Source organism: Nitratireductor aquimarinus (genome assembly GCF_017255295.1).
Lineage (GTDB): Bacteria > Pseudomonadota > Alphaproteobacteria > Rhizobiales > Rhizobiaceae > Nitratireductor > Nitratireductor aquimarinus.
Genome location: NZ_JAFKDE010000005.1, coordinates 336,789 through 357,420 on the forward strand (window position 1 = coordinate 336,789; position 20,632 = coordinate 357,420).

A 20,632-nucleotide genomic window follows, 5' to 3' on the forward strand; every position below is an offset into this window, starting at 1 on the left:
GCGCGTTCAGGTCTTGGGATGCAAGTCTGCGCGTTACTCGGCGGCTTCCGCCGGATGCGGTGCGGCCTCGCGCACGCTGGCGTCGACATGGGTTTCGAATTTCTCGAAATTGTCGATGAACATGCCAACCAGGCGACGGGCCTGCGCGTCATAGGCTGCCTTGTCGGCCCAGGTCGAGCGCGGGTCGAGCAGGCTGGAATCGATGCCCGGAACGTCGACCGGCACGGCGAAGCCGAAATGCGGATCGGTGCGGAACTCGGCATCGTTCAGCTTGCCGCTGAGCGCTGCATTGAGCAGGCCGCGCGTGACCTTGATGGGCATGCGGTTGCCGACGCCGTAGGCACCGCCGGTCCAGCCGGTGTTGACCAGCCAGCAATCCACACCGTGACGGGCGATCAGATCGCGCAGCAGATTGCCGTATTCCGAAGGATGGCGCGGCATGAAGGGAGCGCCAAAGCAGGTGGAGAAGGTTGCTTCCGGTTCGGTAACGCCCTTTTCCGTGCCGGCCACCTTTGCGGTGTAACCGGACAGGAAGTGGTACATGGCCTGCGCCGGGGTCAGCTTGGCAATGGGCGGCAGCACGCCGAAGGCATCCGCCGTCAGCATGATGATGTTGTTGGGATGGCCGCTGCGGCCCGTTTCGCTGGCATTCGGGATGAAGTGCAGCGGATAGGCGCAGCGCGTGTTCTCGGTCAGGCTGCCATCGTCGAAGTCGGGGCGGCGCTGGTCATCGAGGACAACGTTCTCCAGCACCGTGCCGAAACGGCGGGTGGTGGCGAAGATTTCCGGCTCGGCCTCTTCCGACAGACGGATCGTCTTGGCGTAGCAGCCGCCCTCGAAGTTGAAGAGACCGGTCTCGCCCCAGCCATGCTCGTCGTCGCCGATAAGCGTGCGCGACGGATCAGCCGAAAGCGTGGTCTTGCCGGTGCCCGACAGGCCGAAGAAGACGGCGGCGTCGCCATCGGGGCCGACATTGGCCGAGCAGTGCATCGGCATCACGCCCTTGGCGGGCAGGATGTAGTTGAGCGCGGTGAAGACCGACTTCTTCATCTCGCCGGCATAGGAGGTGCCGCCGATCAGAACGATGTTGCGGGTCAGATCCACGGCGATGACCGTCTCGGTGCGGCAGCCATGGCGCTCGGGATCGGCGCGGAACGACGGCAGGTCGATGATCGTCATCTGCGGAACGAAAGCGTCGAGCGCCTCGACTTCCGGACGCAGGAGCAGGTTACGGATAAACATGGAATGCCATGCATATTCCGTAACAACGCGCACCGGCAGGCTGTTTTCCGGGTCGGCGCCGCCGACGAGATCCTGCACGAACAGGTCGCGGTCGGCTGCCTGCTTCACGAAATCGGCATAGAGCGCTTCGAAATGCTCCGGCGAGATGGGCTTGTTGTTGTCCCACCAAACGGCGTCTTCAGTGTCGGCGGTACGCACGACGAACTTGTCCTTGGCGGAACGGCCGGTGTGCTGGCCGGTCTCGGCAACGAGCGCGCCATCGGCGGAAAGCCGTGCCTCACCGCGACGCAGCGCTTCCTCATAGAGGGCAGCGGCCTGAAAGTTGTAATAGACGTTTCCCGTCGTTTTCAGACCATTGCTCTCAATCCCGCAAGCCGGGTTGCGCGTGCCGGTTTCGTTCATCGTAACCACCAAAAATCCCTTGAGATGCCTGTCTCCGCAGGCGATCCAAGCTGAAAACACAAATAATCGAGGGATTTCAAACCATTAATCGATTTAAAGATTTTAAAATCGTTTAAATCGTTTAAAAAGTACGTGATTCGACCGATATATGCACAGTTCCGAAGGGGACTGTGATGGCGCATGGCCGTGTCGGTGTGACACAGACTTCTTTATATGCCACATTTTGTACCCAATTTGTCCTGCATCTGCGCAGCCGATTGATGCAGATAGGGACGATATGCCCATGAGGGAGCCGCTAGACATGGCAACAATCGCGCTTGTCGATGACGATCGCAACATTCTCACATCCGTCTCCATAGCGCTGGAGTCCGAGGGATACCGTGTGGAGACCTACACCGATGGCGTTTCGGCGCTTGAGGGTCTGGGTGCGCGTCCGCCAAACCTTGCGATCCTCGACATCAAGATGCCGCGCATGGACGGCATGGAGCTTCTGCGGCGCCTGCGCCAGAAGAGCGACGTGCCGGTGATCTTCCTTACCTCCAAGGACGATGAGATCGATGAACTCTTCGGCCTGAAGATGGGGGCCGACGATTTCGTGCGCAAACCGTTTTCGCAACGTCTTCTGGTGGAGCGGGTGCGCGCTGTCCTGCGCCGCGCCAGCACGCGGGAAACGGCGGCCAAGACGCCCGGCAAGCAGTCGGAATCGCTGGAGCGTGGCCAGCTGGTCATGGACCAGGAGCGCCACACCTGCACCTGGAAGGGGCAGCCGGTGACGCTGACCGTGACGGAATTCCTGATCCTGCATTCGTTGGCGCAGCGGCCGGGCGTCGTGAAAAGCCGTGATGCGCTGATGGATTCCGCCTATGACGAGCAGGTCTATGTGGATGACCGCACGATCGACAGCCACATCAAGCGGCTTCGCAAGAAGTTCAAGGCAGTTGACGGCGAGTTCGACATGATCGAAACGCTCTATGGCGTGGGCTACCGCTTCCGCGAGATCTAGGCCGAAAATCAATTCGGCTGCGTGGCGTGCGCCCGGACAAGACAGTGGCGATGAGTGTAAAGACGGAAAAGACGGAGCAGCGGCCTTCAAGGGCTGCGCGACCGACGGGCCCGGCCTTTCTTGGCCGGCTCGCCGTGCCGTTGCGCCGTCTTTTCGGGCATTACGTCTTCTCCAGTCTCACCCGGCGCATTCTGTTTCTCAACCTGGCGGGCCTCGGCGTTCTGGTCGTCGGCGTTCTTTATCTGAACGAGTTCCGCGAGGAACTGATCAGCGCGCGCGTGGAAAGCCTGATGACGCAGGGCGAGATCATCGCCGGCGCCATTGCAAGCTCCGCTGAAGTGGAAACGGACTCGATTCTCGTCGATCCCGACAAGCTGCTTGAGCTACAGGCCGGACAGAGCCTGCCCCTGCGCGCCGATCAGCTGGAAAGCCTCGACTTCCCGATCAATCCGGAGCGGGTGGCCCCTCTCCTGCGACGGCTCATTCCGCAGACCCGCACCCGCGCGCGCATTTACGACCCGGATGCGAACCTGCTGCTCGATTCCCAATATCTTGGCCAGGTGCTGCGCTATGAACTGCCGCCGGTGGATGACGAGCCCTCGGGCGTGTTCGAAAGTATCTGGCAGCGGCTGCGCGAGATTTTCCGTCGCCGTGACCTGCCGGTCTATCGCGAGCAGCCCGGCGGCAGCGGCGTTGCCTATCCGGAGGTGATGAAGGCGCTGACGGGCACCACCAATTATGTGGTGCGGATCAGCGAACAGGGCGAGCAGATCGTTTCCGTCGCCGTGCCGGTTCAGCGGTTCCGGGCGGTTCTCGGCGTGCTTCTCCTGTCGACGCAGGGCGGTGATATCGACAAGATCGTTGCAGCCGAGCGCAAGGCGATCCTGCGCGTGTTCGCCGTTGCCGCGCTGGTGACGGCCATCCTGTCGCTGCTGCTGGCCTCGACCATCGCCAATCCGCTGCGCCGGCTTTCGGCAGCTGCGGTGCGGGTGCGCCGGGGCGCGCGGTCGCGCGAGGAAATCCCGGATTTCTCACATCGTCAGGATGAGATTGGCAATCTTTCCGCTGCATTGCGCGACATGACCAAGGCGCTTTATGCGCGCATTGACGCGATTGAGAGCTTTGCCGCCGATGTGGCGCATGAGCTGAAAAACCCGCTGACGTCGCTCGGCAGCGCGGTGGAAACGCTGCCGCTCGCCAAGGATGAGCGGTCGCGCGAACGTCTTCTGGAGATCATTCAGCACGATGTGCGCCGCCTCGACCGGCTGATCAGCGACATTTCGGATGCGTCGCGGCTCGATGCGGAACTCTCGCGCGAAGATGCGAGCCGCCTGGAGCTGAAACAGTTTGTGGGTGATCTGGTGAGTGCGATCCGCGAAGCAGGGTCCAGCAAGAAGCCGGTGGAGATTACCTTCGCCACCGAAGAGCGGGATGGCGCGGACGCGACCTATTACATTCAGGGCCACGATCTGCGTCTTGGGCAGGTCATCACCAATCTGATCGAGAACGCCCGTTCCTTCGTGCCGGAAAAGACGGGGCGGATCGATGTGCGTCTGGCGCGTGTCGGCAAGCGCATCATCCTGTCCGTGGAGGACAACGGGCCGGGCATTCGCGTCGAGAACATCGACCGCATCTTCGAGCGGTTCTACACGGATCGTCCGGCGGGTGAGGCGTTCGGCCAGAATTCCGGCCTCGGTCTTTCCATCAGCCGGCAGATTGTGGAAGCCCATGGCGGCACGCTGACGGCGGAAAACATTGCGGGCGGGAAGCCCGGCGACATTCAGGGCGCACGGTTCATCGTCGCGCTGCCTGCCGAGACCTGATCCGCCATGCACAACCGCCACGCCACCGCCATCGTCGTCGCCGGTCACGGCATACTGATCGAAGGCGCGTCGGGCAGCGGCAAGACCATGCTGGCCTTCGAGGCCCTCTCCTTTTTCAAGGCGGCGGGCCTGTTTGCCTGCTTCATTTCAGACGATCAGGTTTTTCTCTCCGCCCGCAATGGCCGGCTGATCGTGCGCACGCCCGCACCCATTGCCGGGCTGGCGGAAGCGCGCGGGCTCGGGCCTGCAAAGCTTGCGCACATGCCGGCCGCCGTGATGGATCTCGTGGTGCGTCTTGTCGACGAACAGGACGCGCCGCGATTTTCCGAAGGGCAGCAAATGGTCCATGAAGGCATCGCGCTTCCGTGCGTGGAATTGCCGCAACGACAGGCACGAAGGGCCGTTCACGCCATCGCGGCAACCCTTCAATTGCCGCCTTTTGGCCCCTCTCAAGTCACCGTTTGAACTTTATTTAGGCGACTCGCCGCAGTTTTGGGCTTGTCAACGGCCTGTGCGTTGACAAGATAGCGCTCTTGTCGTGAGGCAGTCTGGGGTCTGGTCTTCAGAGATGGGCCTTCAGGGGTCGACCATCGCGGACCGAGGCCTAAATGAGAATAACCGGATATGCGGGCAGGCCCGCAAAGTCAGCTGGATGGAGTGAACGCGTGACAGCCTCGAGCGCAGCCTTGAAAGCCAAACCAGGAAATCGGATGATGTGCCGATGATTGGGCTCGTATTGGTGACGCATGGCCAATTGGCCGAAGAATTCCGCCACGCCGTTGAGCATGTGGTGGGTCATCAGGAAAACCTTGAAACAGTCTCCATCGGCGCTGAAGACGATATGGAGCAGCGGCGGCGCGACATCGTAGACGCCGTGGCGCGGGCCGATACGGGCTCGGGCGTGATCATCCTCACCGACATGTTCGGTGGAACACCGTCGAACCTGGCCATCTCGGTCATGGATGCGGGCCGCGTTGAGGTGATTGCCGGCATGAACCTTCCGATGCTGATCAAGCTTTCCTCCGCACGCGCCAATGACGACATGGCGCAGGCGCTTGAAGAGGCGCAGACCGCAGGGCGGAAATACATCAATGTCGCAAGCCAGGTCCTGAGCGGAAAATGAGCGAGCCGCAGACGAACGACATGCCGGTTCGCGCACCGGCCGCCGAGGAACTCAGGCGCGAGTTCACCATCGTCAATCAGCGTGGTCTGCATGCGCGTGCTTCCGCCAAGTTCGTGCAGACGGTGGAAGCCCACGATGCCGATGTCGAGGTCGAGAAGGACGGGATCACCGTCGGCGGAACCTCGATCATGGGCCTGATGATGCTGGCGGCCAGCCCCGGCTGCAGCATCCGGGTCAGCGCCAGTGGTCCCGAAGCCGAAGCGCTTCTCGATGCGCTCGAGGCTCTGATCGCCGACCGTTTCGGCGAGGAATGCTGAGACCGCGCCTTATCAGTCGACATGCACGAATAAAGATTTCTTTATATCCATTGTGAGCGCCGCATTGTTCTGGTAGTCAAAAGCCAGCATTCGCGCCCGGCCGTTCGCCTGTGGCGCCCGGATTCATCACAATCGGAGAGTACGCCAATGAGCGCTGACAAGGACTATGTGGTCGCCGACATTTCGCTGGCCGACTGGGGCCGCAAGGAAATCGAGATCGCCGAAACGGAAATGCCGGGCCTGATGGCCTGCCGCGAAGAGTTCGGCAAGGAAAAGCCGCTGAAGGGCGCGCGCATCTCCGGCTCGCTGCACATGACGATCCAGACCGCTGTTCTGATCGAGACGCTGAAAGCGCTTGGCGCGGATGTGCGCTGGGCATCGTGCAACATCTTCTCGACCCAGGATCACGCCGCTGCGGCCATCGCCGAAGGCGGCACGCCGGTCTTCGCCATCAAGGGCGAGACGCTTGAAGAGTACTGGACCTACACGGATCAGATCTTCCAGTGGACGGATGGCGAACCCTCCAACATGATCCTCGATGATGGCGGCGACGCCACCATGTACATCCTCATCGGCGCGCGCGCCGAGGCCGGCGAGGACGTTCTGTCCAACCCGGGCAGCGAGGAAGAGGAAGTTCTGTTCGCGCAGATCAAGAAGCGCATGGCGGCAACGCCGGGCTTCTTTACGCGCCAGAAGGAAGCCATCAAGGGCGTGACCGAAGAGACGACCACCGGTGTGAACCGTCTCTACCAGCTGCAGAAGAAGGGCCTCCTCCCCTTCCCGGCAATCAACGTCAATGATTCCGTGACCAAGTCGAAGTTCGACAACAAGTATGGCTGCAAGGAATCGCTGGTCGACGGCATTCGCCGCGCAACCGACGTGATGATGGCCGGCAAGGTGGCCGTGGTCTGCGGCTATGGTGACGTGGGCAAGGGCTCCGCGCAGTCGCTTTCGGGCGCCGGCGCACGCGTGAAGGTGACGGAAGTCGACCCGATCTGCGCGCTGCAGGCCGCCATGGACGGCTTCGAGGTCGTCACGCTGGACGAAGCCGCGCCGACCGCCGACATCGTGATCACCACGACCGGCAACAAGGACGTCATCACCCTCGATCACATGCGCAAGCTGAAGGACATGGCGATCGTCGGCAATATCGGCCATTTCGACAATGAGATTCAGATCGCAGCACTGCGCAATCTCAAATGGACGAACATCAAGCCGCAGGTCGACATGATCACCTTCCCGGATGACAAGCGGATGATCCTGCTGTCGGAAGGCCGTCTGTTGAACCTCGGCAATGCGACGGGTCACCCGAGCTTCGTGATGTCGGCATCCTTCACCAACCAGGTGCTGGCGCAGATCGAGCTCTTCGTGCGCGGCGAGGAGTACAAGAACGAAGTCTACGTTCTGCCCAAGCATCTCGACGAAAAGGTTGCCCGTCTGCACCTCGACAAGCTTGGCGCTTCGCTGACCACGCTGTCGGATGAGCAGGCCGATTACATCGGTGTGACGCCGCAGGGTCCGTTCAAGCCGGAACACTACCGCTATTAAGCGGCGTTAACCAAAGCACAACATATTGATCCCGGACCATTGACTTTTGGTCCGGGATTATTTTTGTCGCCCGTCCTTCTTCACGACGATTCGCTCACGCGGTACAGTGCTGTGATTCGCGAGGCGGCTGACCTTCCGGGCTGTGGGCCTGGCGAAAGGAAGGGGCGGTCTTGCCACACCATGCGGCGAAGAAGGATCAAGACATGCCGGGGCTGGACCCGCTGAACGGCGGATCTATGGGCCCTAGGGGCCGACAGCGCAAAACAGGCATCACACGGGGATTGATGCGGTTTCTGACGCTGACGACGAGCGTGGTCATGCCATTCACGGCGGCCGCGCAGACGAGCGCGCAGGTTGCGCCAGGCGTGTCCTTTGCTGCTTCCGATGTCATTGAAGTCGCGGTGTTCGCCGGCATCATGGGCGCGGCGTTTCTGTCGGCTATCTGGTTGATCCGCCAACGCGCGCGCATCGCTGCTGAAAATCTGGAGCTTCGCGCCCGTGTCGCTGAACTGAGCGGCGCACTGGGGCGCTCGGAAGCCCTTCTCAATCTCAAGGATCAACGCGCTGTCGTGTGGGGCGGTGGAGCGGACAAGCCGGCCATCGTCGGCGATCTGCCGCCGGGCTGCGGCGCGCCGGATGAACGCTCGGCGTTTCTGGCGTTCGGCCGCTGGATGATGCCGCGCGCGGCGTCTGCGCTGGACCGGGCGCTGGCGAACCTGCGCGATGAAGGCGAGAACTTCGATCTGACCATCGAGACGCGCTCGGGCACGCTGCTTGAGGCGCAGGGACGCAAGTCGGCGCAGCACACCGTGCTGCGTTTCATCTCGCTTGCCGGCGTGCGCGAAGAACATGCGCGGATGCAGGTGGAGCAGGAGAACCTGCTCTCCGAGCGCAGGACCGTTCTGGGACTGCTCGATTCCCTCGACATGCCGTTCTGGCTGCGTGACAAGGCAGGCCAGCTTGCCTGGGTGAACCGCGCGTTCACCGGTGCTGTCGACGCGCCGAGCGGTGATGCGGTGCTGCGCGAGCAGCTTGAATTCCTGCCCATGTCGGCGCGTGAAGAGATCACCAGCCGCCACCGCGAGGCCAATGAGGTGTTCAGGCAGTCGCTCTCCGCCGTTGTGCGCGGCGAGCGCCGGGTGTTTGCGATCACCGATTATGCGGGTGCGCATGGTTCTGCCGGCATCGCCAGCGATGTCAGTGAGGTGGAGACGATCCGCCGTGAGTTCGAAAGCACGGTGCAGAGTCATTCCGACACGCTGGATCAGCTCACCACGGCTGTCGCCATTTTCGACGAGAACCAGAAGCTGCGCTTCTTCAACCAGTCGTTCCAGAAGCTCTGGGATCTGGACACGCCCTTCCTGGAGAGCGCGCCGGACAATGCGCTTCTGCTCGACCGTCTGCGCAGCGAAGGCACGCTTGCCGAGCAGCCCGAATGGCGTCGCTGGAAGCAGGAGCTTCTTTCCGCCTATCGCAGCATGAAGCCGGAAGAACACTGGTGGCATCTGCCCGACGGGCGTACGATCCGTGTCATCGCCAATCCGCAGCCCAAGGGCGGCGTGACCTGGGTTTTCGAAAACCTGACGGAAAAGTTCGACCTGGAAAGCCGCTACAATGCGGCCATGCGGGTGCAGGGTGAAACGCTCGACAATCTGACCGAAGGTGTGGCCGTGTTCGGCCCCGATGGTCGCCTGCGCCTTTCCAACCCGGCCTTCCAGCGGCTCTGGAGCCTGCCCGATACGCTGATCGCTTCGGGTGCGCACATCGCCGATATCCGCACGGTCTGCGACCCGCTGGCGAAGGAAAGCCCCTGGCGCAGCTTCGTTGCCTCGGTCACCGGTTTCGATGACGAGCGCCGCAGCCAGCACGGACAGGTGGAATTAAGCAATGGCTCGGTGCTGAGCCACGCGACGATCCCGCTGCCCAACGGGCAGGTGATGATCACGTTTGTCGACATGACCGACAGCGTGAACGTGGAACGTGCGCTGAAGGAAAAGAACGACGCGCTGCAGAAGGCGGACAAGCTGAAGAACGATTTCGTTCAGCACGTCTCCTACGAGCTGCGCTCGCCGCTGACCAACATCATCGGTTTCACCGAGCTTCTGAACATTCAGGACACCGGATCGCTGAACCAGAGGCAGCGCGAATATGTGGACCATATCGGTTCGTCGTCTTCGGTGCTTCTCACAGTGGTGAACGACATTCTCGATCTTGCCACGGTCGATGCCGGCATCATGGAGCTGGAGATCGGCGAAGTGCGGGTTGGCGACATGGTCGAGGCTGCGGCCGGGCTCATCTCCGAGCGGCTGCGCGAGCACCAGATCCGCCTCGACGTGCAGATGGACGATGCGGCTCTGGTCTTCCACGCGGATGAGAACCGGGTGCGGCAGGTGCTGTTCAACCTGCTCTCCAACGCGGCCAATTATGCGCCGGAGCACAGCATTATCCGGCTTGTGGCGCGGCAGTATGACGACGCGGTCGAATTCAGCGTGCATGATGACGGTCCGGGCATGGCGCCGGACGTGCTGGAGACGATCTTCCGGCGCTTCGAGCCGCATGTGAATGGCGGGCGCCGTCGCGGCGCGGGGCTGGGTCTCTCCATCGTCAAGAGTTTCGTCGAGCTGCATGGCGGCTCTGTTCACATCGACACGGGCGAAGGGCGTGGAACCACGGTAACCTGCCGTTTCCCCTCCGCGCCGACACAGGCGCGGGTCGCCGCAGAGTAGCCACACCCTATGACCGCGCGCGTTCTGGAACGCTTCCTGCCGGATGAAAACGCAACGACGCTGTTCGGCGAAGACATCGCCGTGGCGCTGCGCGCCGGCGATGTGCTTGCCCTGAAGGGAGATCTCGGCGCCGGCAAGACGACGCTGGCCCGTTCCATCGTTCGCGCGCTGGCCGAAGACCCGGACATGGATGTGCCAAGCCCGACCTTCACGCTGGTGCAGAGCTATGATGCGCGCATTCCCGTGCATCATTTCGATCTCTACCGGCTGGGCGAGCCGGACGAGCTGGAAGAACTCGGCCTGTTCGAAGCGGCGGAAGACGGCGTTGCGCTGGTCGAATGGCCGGAGCGCGCCGGTGACGCGCTTAAGGATGCGATCCGGCTCGAACTGCATGACGAGGGCGAAGGCCGGCTGGCGGTGATCACCGGACCGGACGACGCCATGCTTCGGCTGGAGCGCAGCTTCGCCATTCGCGATTTTCTGAACAAGGCCGGTGAAAAGCGGGCGCATCGCGCGTTTCTTCTGGGTGACGCCTCGCTGCGCGCCTATGAGACCGTGACCACGCGGCTTGGCGCGCGACGCATCCTGATGAATGCGCCGGAACGGCGCGACGAGCCGCTTCTGGCATGCGGGCGGCCCTATAGCCGGATCGCGCATCTGGCGCAGTCGGTCGCGGCATCCGTGGCGATGGCGAACACCATTCGCGCGCGTGGGTTCGCGGCCTATGAGGTCTATGCGCAGGATCTGGAAACCGGGCTGCTTCTGACCGAGCATCTGGGCGTGACGCCGTTTCTTTCGCCCGAGGGCGAGCCGGTGGCCGAGCGTTATGTGGAGGCGGCGCGCCTGCTGGCAGCACTGCACCGCGACGCCTGGCCGACCGAGATGCCGGTGGATGAAGGGCATGTGCATGAACTGCCGCCCTATGACCGCGAGGCGCTCGGCATCGAGGTGAGCCTGCTCACCGACTGGTACATGCCGTTCATGGCGGGACGTCCGGCAAGCGATGAAGAACGCGCGGGCTATATGGAGTGCTGGGGCCGGCTTTTCGCGCGCCTTGAAGATTTCGAAAAGAACCTGGTGCTGCGCGACTTCCATTCGCCCAACCTGATCTGGCGCGGCGAGCGCGAAGGGTTTGACCGGCTGGGGCTGATCGACCTGCAGGACGCAGTGTGCGGACCGGCGGCCTATGACGTTGCCTCGCTGGCGCTCGATGCGCGCGTGACGATGCCGGAAGAGCTGGAGCGCGCCGTGGTGGAGGCCTATTGCGCTGCCCGCGCCGAGCAGGGACCATTCGACCGCGCGGCGTTCGACGAGGCCTATGCGATTTGCGGAACGCAGCGCAATTCGAAGCTGCTTGGCACCTTCGTGCGGCTGGAGCAGCGCGATCACAAGCCGTTCTACATCAAGCATCTGCCACGCATCCGCACCTATCTGCGCCGGGCGATGCGCCACCCCGCGCTGGATGAGCTGCGCGGCTTCTACGAAGAGGCGGGTTTCCTCGGCGGAGATGAAGAATGAGCGGGGCGAGACCCGACAATATGCCTGATACGGCGATGGTGCTGGCGGCGGGGCTGGGAAAGCGCATGCGGCCCATCACCGACACGCTGCCCAAGCCGCTGGTCCAGGTCGCAGGCCGCACGCTGATCGACCGCGCGCTGGACATGCTTGAGCATGCCGGCGTCGGCACGGCGGTGGTGAATGTGCATTATCTGGCCGACCAGATGGAGGCGCATCTGGATGACCGCGTTACGCCGCATGTCATCATCTCCGACGAGCGCGACCGGCTCATGGATTCGGCTGGCGGCGTTATCCGCGCGCTGCCGCATCTGGGCGATGCGCCATTCTTCATTCTCAACGCCGACACGTTCTGGCTTGAGGGTGAGACATCCAATCTGGAGCGGCTGGCCCTTGCCTGGGACGACGCGACCATGGATATTCTCCTCATGGTTGCGGATACAGAGCAGGCGACGGGCCATTCCGGCTCGACCGATTACCGAATGGATGCGGATGGCCGCCTTGCCCGCGACCGGGGCGTGGCGGGCGGCGTCATCTATGCGGGGGCGATTGTGCTCAATCCGCGTATCTTCGACGGGGCCGGCGATGAGCCGCAATCACTGAATACCTATTTCGATGCAGTGGAACGCAAGGGCCGGCTGTTCGGCATGAAGATGGACGGCGCGTGGATCACCGTCGGCACGCCGGATGCGATCGCGCCCGCCGAAGCGGTGGTGGCCGCGCACGGTGAGCAGTGCGATGCCGGCTAAGCATCCGCCGCGCGCCTATTCCATTCCCCCCGGCGTCCACTTCCTGGAGACGCTTGCAGAAGCGCTGCTCGACGGGCGGCTTGTTCCCGGTTTTCGTCATGATGGCGATCCGCTGGCGCTGGCGGATGTCACGATCTATCTGCCGACCCGCCGCGCCGCACGCGCGCTGCGCGATGTGCTGCTTGAAAAGCTGAGCGGCCAGTCGGCCATCCTGCCTGTCATTCGCCCGCTGGGTGAGTTCGACGAGGAGGCGGCGCTGTTCGACACGGAGGGCGCATCCGCACTCGATCTTGCGCCGCCCATCGAGGCGCTGGACCGCATCCTGCTTCTGGCGCCGATGGTGCAGGCGTGGAAGGCGCGCCTGCCCGGCCATGTGGCCGCGCTCTTCGAGGAAGGCGTGGTGGTGCCGGCCTCGGCGTCGGACTCCATCTGGCTCGCTCGGGATCTGGCCGCGCTGATGGACGAGATAGAAACCGAGGAAGCGGACTGGACGAAGCTTGCCGGTCTTGCGCCCGACGCGCTGGCGCACTGGTGGCAGGTGACGCTCGAATTCCTGCAGATCGTCACGGCGCACTGGCCCAACCTGCTTGACGCGCTTGACCGCTCCAACCCGGCGGCGCATCGGAACGCCATGCTGGCCGCTGAGACGGCGCGGCTCAGGACGCAGGCCCACAGGGGGCCAGTCATCGCAGCAGGCTCCACCGGCACCATTCCGGCGACGGCGCGGCTTCTGGCGACGATTGCCGGGCTGGACAATGGCGCGGTGGTGTTGCCGGGCCTGGACAAGCGGCTTGATGCGCGCGCCTGGGACGCGGTGGGCGATGCGGCCGAGCCATCTGCCTTCGGGCACCCGCAGGCGGGCTTGAAGAAGCTGCTTGCCGCAATGGGCATGGAGCGGGCGGATGTGGTGGAAATTGGCGTCCCCTCGCCGGCGCTTGCGCTGCGGGGCGCGCTGGTGAGCGAAACGCTGCGCCCGGCGGAAACCACCGATGCCTGGCTTGAAAACCGGGCGCTGGCGGACGATGCAACGGAAGGCGGCGCGCTGGCCGGCGTCACGCTGGTGGAGACGGCAAACGAGCGCGACGAGGCGCTTTCGATTGCGGTTGCGCTGCGCCTCGCACTGACCAGCGACAGGGCTACGGCAGCGCTGGTGACACCGGATCGCGGGCTTGCACGGCGGGTGGCCGTGGAGCTGCGGCGCTTCGGCATTGAGGCGGACGATTCCGGCGGCACGCCGCTGGCCGACAGTCCGCCGGCGACGCTGGCGCGGCTCCTTCTGGAAACGGTGTTTCGCCCCGGCGAACCCATCGCCATGGTGGCCCTGCTCAAACATCCGCTCCTGCGGCTCGGACTGAAACGCGCCAGAGTGCGACGGGCGGCGGAGACCATTGAACTGGTGGCGCTGCGCGGTGGCACGGGAAGGCCCGATATCGCAACGCTCGACACGCTGTTCGAGACGCGCTGGGCGGGCATCGAGAGCAGCACGCGCAAGCCCTTCTGGTTCGTGCGCGTCAACGATGCAGCCCTTGCCGAAGCACGCGCCGTGCTGGAGGCGCTGCGCGCGGCGCTTACGCCCTTGGTCGAGATGCGCGGCGTGCGCGGTGTCGGCGTGCCGGACATGGCGCGCTTTACCGTGGAGGTGCTGGAGGCGCTTGGGCGCTCCGAGGATGGCAGCCTCACCAATTACTATGAGGGCGAGCGGGGGCAGGCCATGGCCGCCTTCCTGCGCGGACTGGTCGGCTCCGACACGACGCTGCCCTTCGACGCCAGCGAATGGCCGCCGGTCTTTGCGGCGCTGATCGCCACCGAAGTGGTGAAGCCGACCATGGGCGCAGACAAGCGCGTGGCGATCTGGGGTGCGCTTGAGGCGCGGCTTCTCAGCGTCGACACGCTGGTGCTGGGCGGCATGAACGAGGGCACCTGGCCAAGCATCCCTTCCTCCGACCGCTTCATGTCGCGGCTGATGAAGGCCGAGCTTTCGCTGGAGCCGCCGGAGCGGCGTATCGGTCAGGCGGCGCATGACTTCATGATGGCGATGGGATCGGAGAATGTGGTGCTGACCCGCGCTGCGCGCGCCGGCGATGCCCCAGCGGTTGCCTCGCGCTGGCTGCAGCGCATCACTGCATTTGCCGGCAAAGAAGCGACCGAGGCGATGCGCGTGCGGGGCCGCAGGCTGATCGGCTGGGCGCGCCTTCTGGACGACAGACCGGACGAAGATTTCGCTCCGCGACCCGAACCGGCCCCGGCGGTGGAAGCGCGGCCGACGCGCTTCTCGGTCACGGAGATCGAGACGCTGCGGCGCGACCCCTATGCGGTCTATGCGAAGCGCATTCTGGAGCTGGTTGCCCTCGACCCTCTGATCCGCGATCCGGGGGCTGCCGAGCGCGGCAATCTCTTCCACGACATTCTTGAGCACTTCATCAAGGAGGTGGACGATCCGTCCGGGCATGAAGCGCTCGACCGTCTGATCGCCATCGGACGACGGCTCTTTGCCGAGGCGGGCCTGCCGCAGGATGTTGCGACCGTGTGGTGGCCGCGTTTCGAGCGCACGGCCGAGGCCGTCATCGAATGGGAGCGCGGGCGCGCGGAAGGCATCGCCAGGCGTCACGCCGAAGCCATCTCCTCGGCCGTCGAGGTGGCGAAGCTCGGCCTCACCCTTTCAGGCCGCGCCGACCGCATCGACATTCGTGACGATGGCAGCGCCGACATTCTCGACTACAAGACGGGCGCGACGCCCTCGCGGCGTCAGGCGCACACGCTCATCTCGCCGCAGCTGGCGCTTGAGGCAGCGCTTCTCCAGCGCGGCGCGTTTGCCGATGTGGGGGCTGCGCAGCCGAACGAACTTGCCTATGTGCGGCTCAAGGCGAATGGCGAGGTGTTGTCCGAGTCCATTCTCAAGATCAAAAACAGCGACAAGACAGCGCCCGGCATGGCCGAGGAAGCGTGGGAGCGGCTGTCGCAGCTTCTCGCGCATTACCACAAGGCCGAGACCGGCTACCGTTCGCGCGTCCTGCCATTCCGCGAAGGCGATGTGGGCGGCGACTACGATCATCTGGCGCGTGTGCTCGAATGGTCGGCCGGTGGCGATACGGGCGATGGCGGAGAGGGCGAATGAAGAAGCTGCCCTTTATCCCCGAAGACACGATCCGGGCGCAGGCGCTGGCCGCCGATCCGGCCAACTCCGCCTGGGTGTCGGCCAATGCCGGGTCGGGCAAGACACATGTGCTCGCCCAGCGCGTGATCCGCCTTCTGCTGCAGGGGGCCGATCCGTCGAAAATCCTCTGCCTGACCTATACGCGCGCCGCCGCGGCCAACATGGCCAACCGCGTGTTTCGCGATCTCGCGGGCTGGAGCCTGATGTCCGACGATGCGCTGTCCGAGGTCATTGCCAAGCTTGAGGGTGGCAGGCCAGGCCGGGAAACGCTCGCCCGCGCGCGGCGGCTTTTCGCCCGTGCGCTGGAAACGCCGGGCGGGCTGAAGATCCAGACGATCCACGCCTTCTGCGAGGCGATCCTGCATCAATTCCCGCTCGAGGCGAACATTGCCGGCCATTTCGAGCTTCTGGATTCGCAGATGGAAGAGGCGCTGCTGGCCGAGGCGCGGCGCGATCTTCTGTCGGGCGCTGCCGGCGAGGACGCGGTGCTGTCGGACGCCTTCGCCGAGGTGCTGGAGCGCGGTGGCGAAAGCGGTCTTCAGGATCTCCTGTCGGAAATCGTCTCCCGTCGCGACGGGCTGCGCGCCTTCATCGACGAGATTGCCAACGACCCGGTTCCCTACAGCGCGCTGTTCGAGGAATTCGGTTTTGCGCCGGGTGAGGACGCCGAGGCGATTGCCGCTTCGATCTGGCCGCTTCCCGGTTTCGACGCCAGCGCGTTTCGCGCGCTTGTGGCCGAGGCGGAGGCGGTGGACGCCAAGACGGTGCTGAAGGGCATCGTGCCAGAGGCGACGCTGGCCTTCGAGGAGCGCGACCCGCTGCGCCGGCTGGAGCATCTGCGGAAGGGTTTTCTCAAGGCCGATGGCGGCGTTTATGGCGAGAGCACGTTCAAGAAGGCGCTGCGCGCCGCCCTGCCCGATATCGTGGAGCGCTATGTCGAAGCGGCGGAGGTGATCCGCAATGCAGTCGACCGTGTGGCGTTGTTCCGCATGCTGGAGGCCACCCGTTCGGCACTGGTGATCGCCGACGGCATGATCGCGCGCTACGAACGGCTGAAGCGGGCACGCGGTTTTCTCGATTTCAACGATCTCATCACGCGCACGATCCGGCTTCTGGCGCGCGCCGATGCCGGACCGTGGGTGCAGTACAAGCTCGACAAGGGCATCGACCACGTTCTGATCGACGAAGCGCAGGATACGAGCCCCGAGCAATGGCAGATCGTGCGGCTTCTCGCCGAAGAGTTTTTTGCCGGCGAAAGTGCGCGCGAGGGATTGCAGCGCACCATCTTTGCGGTGGGCGACGAAAAACAGTCGATCTACTCCTTCCAGGGAGCGGAGCCGGCGGCATTCGGCGAAAGTGGACGGGCCTTCGAAAAGAAGGTGCGGGCGGCGGAGCGCCGTTTCGAGCGCCTGCGCCTGCGCTATTCCTTCCGCTCAACCGAGGATGTTCTGAAAGCGGCCGACCTGGTGTTCTCAAGGGAGGAGGCGGCGCAGGGGCTGACCCATGATCCCGAACCGATCGAGCATCTGGCGGTGCGCGCCGGCCAGCCCGGCTATGTGGAAGTGTGGTCGCCCATAGCGCCGGAAGTGGTGGAGGAGCCCGACGACTGGACGGAAGCCATCGACCACGCGTCGGCTCCGGCGGTGCGACTGGCCGAAACCATTGCCCAGACCGTCGAGGACTGGATCCGGAATGGCGAGATCATCGAAGGCACTGGCAAGCGCCTGACGGCGGGCGATGTGCTGGTTCTGGTGCGCAAGCGCGACCGCTTCGTGCATGCACTGTCGCGCAGCCTCAAGAACCGCCACATCGATGTGGCCGGTGCGGACCGCCTGCGACTGACGGCGCATATTGCCGTGCAGGACCTGATCGCGCTTGGCCGTTTTCTGCTGCAGCCGCATGACGATCTCTCGCTGGCTGCGGTGCTGAAAAGCCCGCTGTTCGGCATGGATGAGGAGCGCCTGTTCCGGCTCGCCTGGAACCGTGGCCGGGCGGTTCCACTGTTTGACGCCATGCGGGCGCAGGCGCTGTCGGACCCGGCGGTGGCCGGCATGGTCGATATGCTGCAACGCTGGCAGAACGAGGCGGCGTTCAAGCCGGCCTTTGAATTCTATGCCGGGCTGCTTTCGGGCAGCCGGGACCGGGAAGGCGCGCGCCGGCTGTTTGTCGCGCGGCTCGGTCATGAGGCGAATGACATTCTCGACGAGTTCCTGTCCTTCGCGCTGGCCGGTGAGCGGGCGGGGCTCAACGGTCTTGAGGCGCTGCTCTCGGCGCTTGACGGGCAGGCCCCGGAGATCAAGCGCGAGATGGACCAGACGCGCGACGAGCTGCGCATCATGACGGTGCATGCCGCCAAGGGGCTGGAAGCGCCGGTGGTGTTTCTCGTCGATCCGGGCAGCGCGCCCTTCGTCGCCCAGCATTTGCCAAAGCTGATGCCATTTGCGCCGCGTGGCGAGGGCTGGCAGGGCAAGGGCTTCCTCTGGCGCGCAGGCAAGGATGTCTCCAATTCGGTGGCGGCAGGCTTCGAGGCGAATGCAAAGGTCAAGGCGGAGGAAGAATACCGCCGGCTTCTCTATGTGGGCATGACGCGGGCCGAGGACCGGCTGATCGTGTGCGGGTATCACGGTGCGCGCGAACCGCAGGACCTGACCTGGCAGAACACGGTGCGGCAGGCGCTTTCAGGTGCGGAGGTCGCGGTGGAGCTGGACCGTCCCGCAGCCTGTGCGCCGGTCTATCGCTACCGTGTGAGCGAAGCGCCACCGGTCGAGGAAGAGGCGGCGCCAGTGGCCGAAGCCGCGCCTGAAACGGCGCTGCCGGAGACTTTGCTGACGCCGCCGCCAATGCCGACAGACCTGCCGCGCCCGCTTTCGCCATCGCGGGCGGGGGCGTTGATCGAGGCCGATTACGAGCCGGTGCCCTCGCCGCGGTCGCCGGTGCTCGACGGAGAGCGTAAGCCGGGCTTTGCGATCCAGCGCGGTATTGCCGTGCACAGGCTTCTGCAATTGCTGCCCGACTGCCGGGAGGATGCGCGTGAGGCGGCCGCGCAGCGCTATCTCGACCGTGTCGGCAGCGGCTGGAGTGCGCAGGAGCGGGAGAGCGTCTGGCGGTCTGTTCGGGCGATTCTGGAGGATGCGCGTTTCAGTGCGATTTTCGCGGCCGGCTCGCGGGCAGAGATTTCCGTGATGGGCGAATTGACGCTCGGCGAGCGCCGTCATGCCGTTTCCGGCAAGATCGACCGCCTTGCGGTCACCGACGAAGCGGTGCTGATCGTCGATTACAAGACGAACCGCCCCACGCCGGAGACGCTGGCCGAAGCGCCCGGCGCTTATGTGGCGCAGCTGGCGCTTTATGCGGAGCTTCTCAAACCGCTCTATCCGGGTCGCCGGATCGAGGCTGCGCTGCTCTTCACGGAAGCGCCGGTTCTGCTGCCTGTTCCGGAGGAGGAGCTGGCGGCTGCGCTTGAACGTCTTGCCCCGGCGTGACACAAGAGCGCTTGACGCAGCGAAGCGCCACCCCCACATGTTGTACAACACGTTTTGCCGATAAGGAGAATCCCCATGGCCACCGTGAAGGCGGACAAGAACAATTTCCAGGCCGACGTTCTGCAGGCTTCCGAGCCCGTGGTTGTCGACTTCTGGGCCGAGTGGTGCGGCCCCTGCAAGATGATCGCGCCGGCTCTCGACGAGATCGCTGCCGAGCTCGGCGGCAAGGTGAAGATCGCCAAGGTCAACATTGATGAGAACCCGGAGCTCGCCGCTCAGTATGGCGTGCGCTCCATCCCCACGCTCATCATGTTCAAGGGCGGTGAAGTGGCTGACATGAAGGTCGGCGCTGCACCGAAGACGGCTCTTTCGTCCTGGATCAGCGGCGCAGCCGGCTAATCACCGACGATTTTCGTGACATGAAAAACCCGGCCTTGCGCCGGGTTTTTTGTTGGCTGGGTCAGCGTTCGTTTGTGAAGATGTGCCGCCCCATTGCATTGATGTGCTGCGTGGTTCGACAAGCTCACCATGAGGGAGGTCGAGGGCTGCAAAACCCGTTAGCCGCGCCACCGAAGCAGGCTTTTATGCAATGCCCTGCATCCCTCATGGTGAGCTTGTCGAACCACGCACAACGCCGCTGCCACAATATCGAGCCGGGACAACTCGAAAACTGGTTTCCGCGCTTCAGCCCCTGCCCTGTCAGCCCCAGACGAGCAGGCCGATCAGGCCGGCGGTGCCGACGATGAGACGCCACCAGCCGAACAGCGCATAGCCGCGCCGCGACACGTAGCCGAGCAGCCAGCGCACCACCAGAAGCGCTGCGAAGAAGGCGGCGATGAAGCCTATCGCGATGATTTGCACATCGGCGGCGGTGAGCTGGTCGTAGTTTTTGTAGAGGTCGTAGGCGAAAGCGCCGGTCATGGTCGGCATGGCGAGGAAGAAGGAGAACTCGGCTGCCGAGCGCTTGTCCGCCCCCATGAGAAGGCCACCGACAATGGTCGCGCCGGAGCGCGAGGTGCCGGGGATCATCGACAGGCACTGGAACAGGCCGATGCCGAGATACATGGGCATGGGAAATTTCGTGATGTCGCTATAGCGCGGCTTGGTCGCCCAGCGGTCGACCCAGAGCAGCACGAAACCGCCGAGAATGAGCATGACGCAGATCAGCAGAGGCGTTTCGAAGAGCACGGTCTTGATGATCTTGTAGGCGAGAACGCCGATCACCGCCGCAGGCAGGAAGGCGAGGAGTATGCCGATCACGAAACGCTGTGTTGCGGGATCGCGCGGCAGGTCGACAAGCATTTTCCACAGACGCCCAGCATAGACGCTGAGGATCGCCAGGATCGCGCCGAGCTGGATCAGGACCTCAAAGGCCTTGCCGGTGGATTCGAAGCCTAGGAAATGGCCGGCCAGAAGGATATGGCCGGTCGACGAGACGGGTATGAACTCCGTCAGTCCTTCGAGGATGCCAAGGAGAAGGGCCCCCACGATGGTCTGATCCGTCATGTCCGTTCCTCAATCAGGGCTTGCTTGTCAGTCTGCCAGTCT

General features: G+C 64.0%; 14 protein-coding genes. 12 read left to right on the forward strand and 2 right to left on the reverse strand.

Annotation, left to right across the window (positions count from 1 at the left end):
* Positions 1-33: 33 nt before the first annotated feature.
* Complete coding sequence (locus JYP46_RS10900) at positions 34-1,644, reverse strand: phosphoenolpyruvate carboxykinase (protein WP_113153644.1); 1,611 nt, start codon at positions 1,642-1,644, stop codon at positions 34-36.
* Positions 1,645-1,945: 301 nt separating this feature from the next.
* Between JYP46_RS10900 and JYP46_RS10905 the strand changes: the two genes are divergently transcribed.
* The 12 genes from JYP46_RS10905 (at position 1,946) to trxA (ending at position 19,483) form a co-directional block, all read left to right on the forward strand.
* Positions 1,946-2,647, forward strand: coding sequence for a response regulator transcription factor (locus JYP46_RS10905; protein ID WP_113153645.1), 702 nt, complete (start codon positions 1,946-1,948; stop codon positions 2,645-2,647).
* Between the two features lie 50 nt (positions 2,648-2,697).
* Complete coding sequence (locus JYP46_RS10910; RefSeq protein ID WP_113156099.1) at positions 2,698-4,470, forward strand: stimulus-sensing domain-containing protein; 1,773 nt, start codon at positions 2,698-2,700, stop codon at positions 4,468-4,470.
* A 6-nt stretch (positions 4,471-4,476) separates the two neighbouring features.
* Positions 4,477-4,935: an HPr kinase/phosphorylase gene (locus JYP46_RS10915; RefSeq protein WP_113153646.1), complete on the forward strand. Its 459-nt coding sequence runs from the start codon at positions 4,477-4,479 to the stop codon at positions 4,933-4,935.
* Positions 4,936-5,191: 256 nt separating this feature from the next.
* A complete protein-coding gene (locus tag JYP46_RS10920; RefSeq protein WP_113153647.1) occupies positions 5,192-5,593 on the forward strand; it encodes a PTS sugar transporter subunit IIA in 402 nt (133 codons plus the stop codon).
* The gene (locus tag JYP46_RS10925) at positions 5,590-5,910 is read left to right on the forward strand and encodes an HPr family phosphocarrier protein (RefSeq protein ID WP_236042166.1); all 321 of its coding nucleotides are present in this window, start codon (positions 5,590-5,592) and stop codon (positions 5,908-5,910) included. The genes JYP46_RS10920 and JYP46_RS10925 overlap by 4 nt, the downstream gene beginning before the upstream one ends.
* A gap of 147 nt (positions 5,911-6,057) precedes the next feature.
* Positions 6,058-7,458, forward strand: a complete 1,401-nt coding sequence (gene ahcY / locus JYP46_RS10930) for an adenosylhomocysteinase (protein ID WP_206545555.1) — start codon at positions 6,058-6,060, stop codon at positions 7,456-7,458.
* A gap of 203 nt (positions 7,459-7,661) precedes the next feature.
* Entirely contained in the window at positions 7,662-10,184 is a 2,523-nt protein-coding gene (locus tag JYP46_RS10935) for a sensor histidine kinase (RefSeq protein ID WP_371685962.1), read from the forward strand.
* Between the two features lie 9 nt (positions 10,185-10,193).
* Entirely contained in the window at positions 10,194-11,702 is a 1,509-nt protein-coding gene (gene tsaE, locus JYP46_RS10940) for a tRNA (adenosine(37)-N6)-threonylcarbamoyltransferase complex ATPase subunit type 1 TsaE (protein WP_206545554.1), read from the forward strand.
* Positions 11,699-12,448, forward strand: coding sequence for a nucleotidyltransferase family protein (locus JYP46_RS10945; protein ID WP_206548090.1), 750 nt, complete (start codon positions 11,699-11,701; stop codon positions 12,446-12,448). Before tsaE ends, JYP46_RS10945 begins: the two co-directional genes overlap by 4 nt.
* Positions 12,438-15,563 (forward strand): double-strand break repair protein AddB, encoded by a 3,126-nt coding sequence (gene addB / locus JYP46_RS10950; protein WP_206548091.1) that lies wholly within the window; start codon positions 12,438-12,440, stop codon positions 15,561-15,563. The genes JYP46_RS10945 and addB overlap by 11 nt, the downstream gene beginning before the upstream one ends.
* Positions 15,560-19,084, forward strand: coding sequence for a double-strand break repair helicase AddA (gene addA / locus JYP46_RS10955; RefSeq protein ID WP_206548092.1), 3,525 nt, complete (start codon positions 15,560-15,562; stop codon positions 19,082-19,084). Before addB ends, addA begins: the two co-directional genes overlap by 4 nt.
* 75 nt (positions 19,085-19,159) lie before the next feature.
* Complete coding sequence (trxA, locus tag JYP46_RS10960; protein WP_113153654.1) at positions 19,160-19,483, forward strand: thioredoxin; 324 nt, start codon at positions 19,160-19,162, stop codon at positions 19,481-19,483.
* A 300-nt stretch (positions 19,484-19,783) separates the two neighbouring features.
* Here trxA and JYP46_RS10965 read toward each other — a convergent pair whose 3' ends face one another.
* Complete coding sequence (locus tag JYP46_RS10965; protein WP_206545550.1) at positions 19,784-20,590, reverse strand: undecaprenyl-diphosphate phosphatase; 807 nt, start codon at positions 20,588-20,590, stop codon at positions 19,784-19,786.
* Between the last annotated feature and the right edge of the window lie 42 nt (positions 20,591-20,632).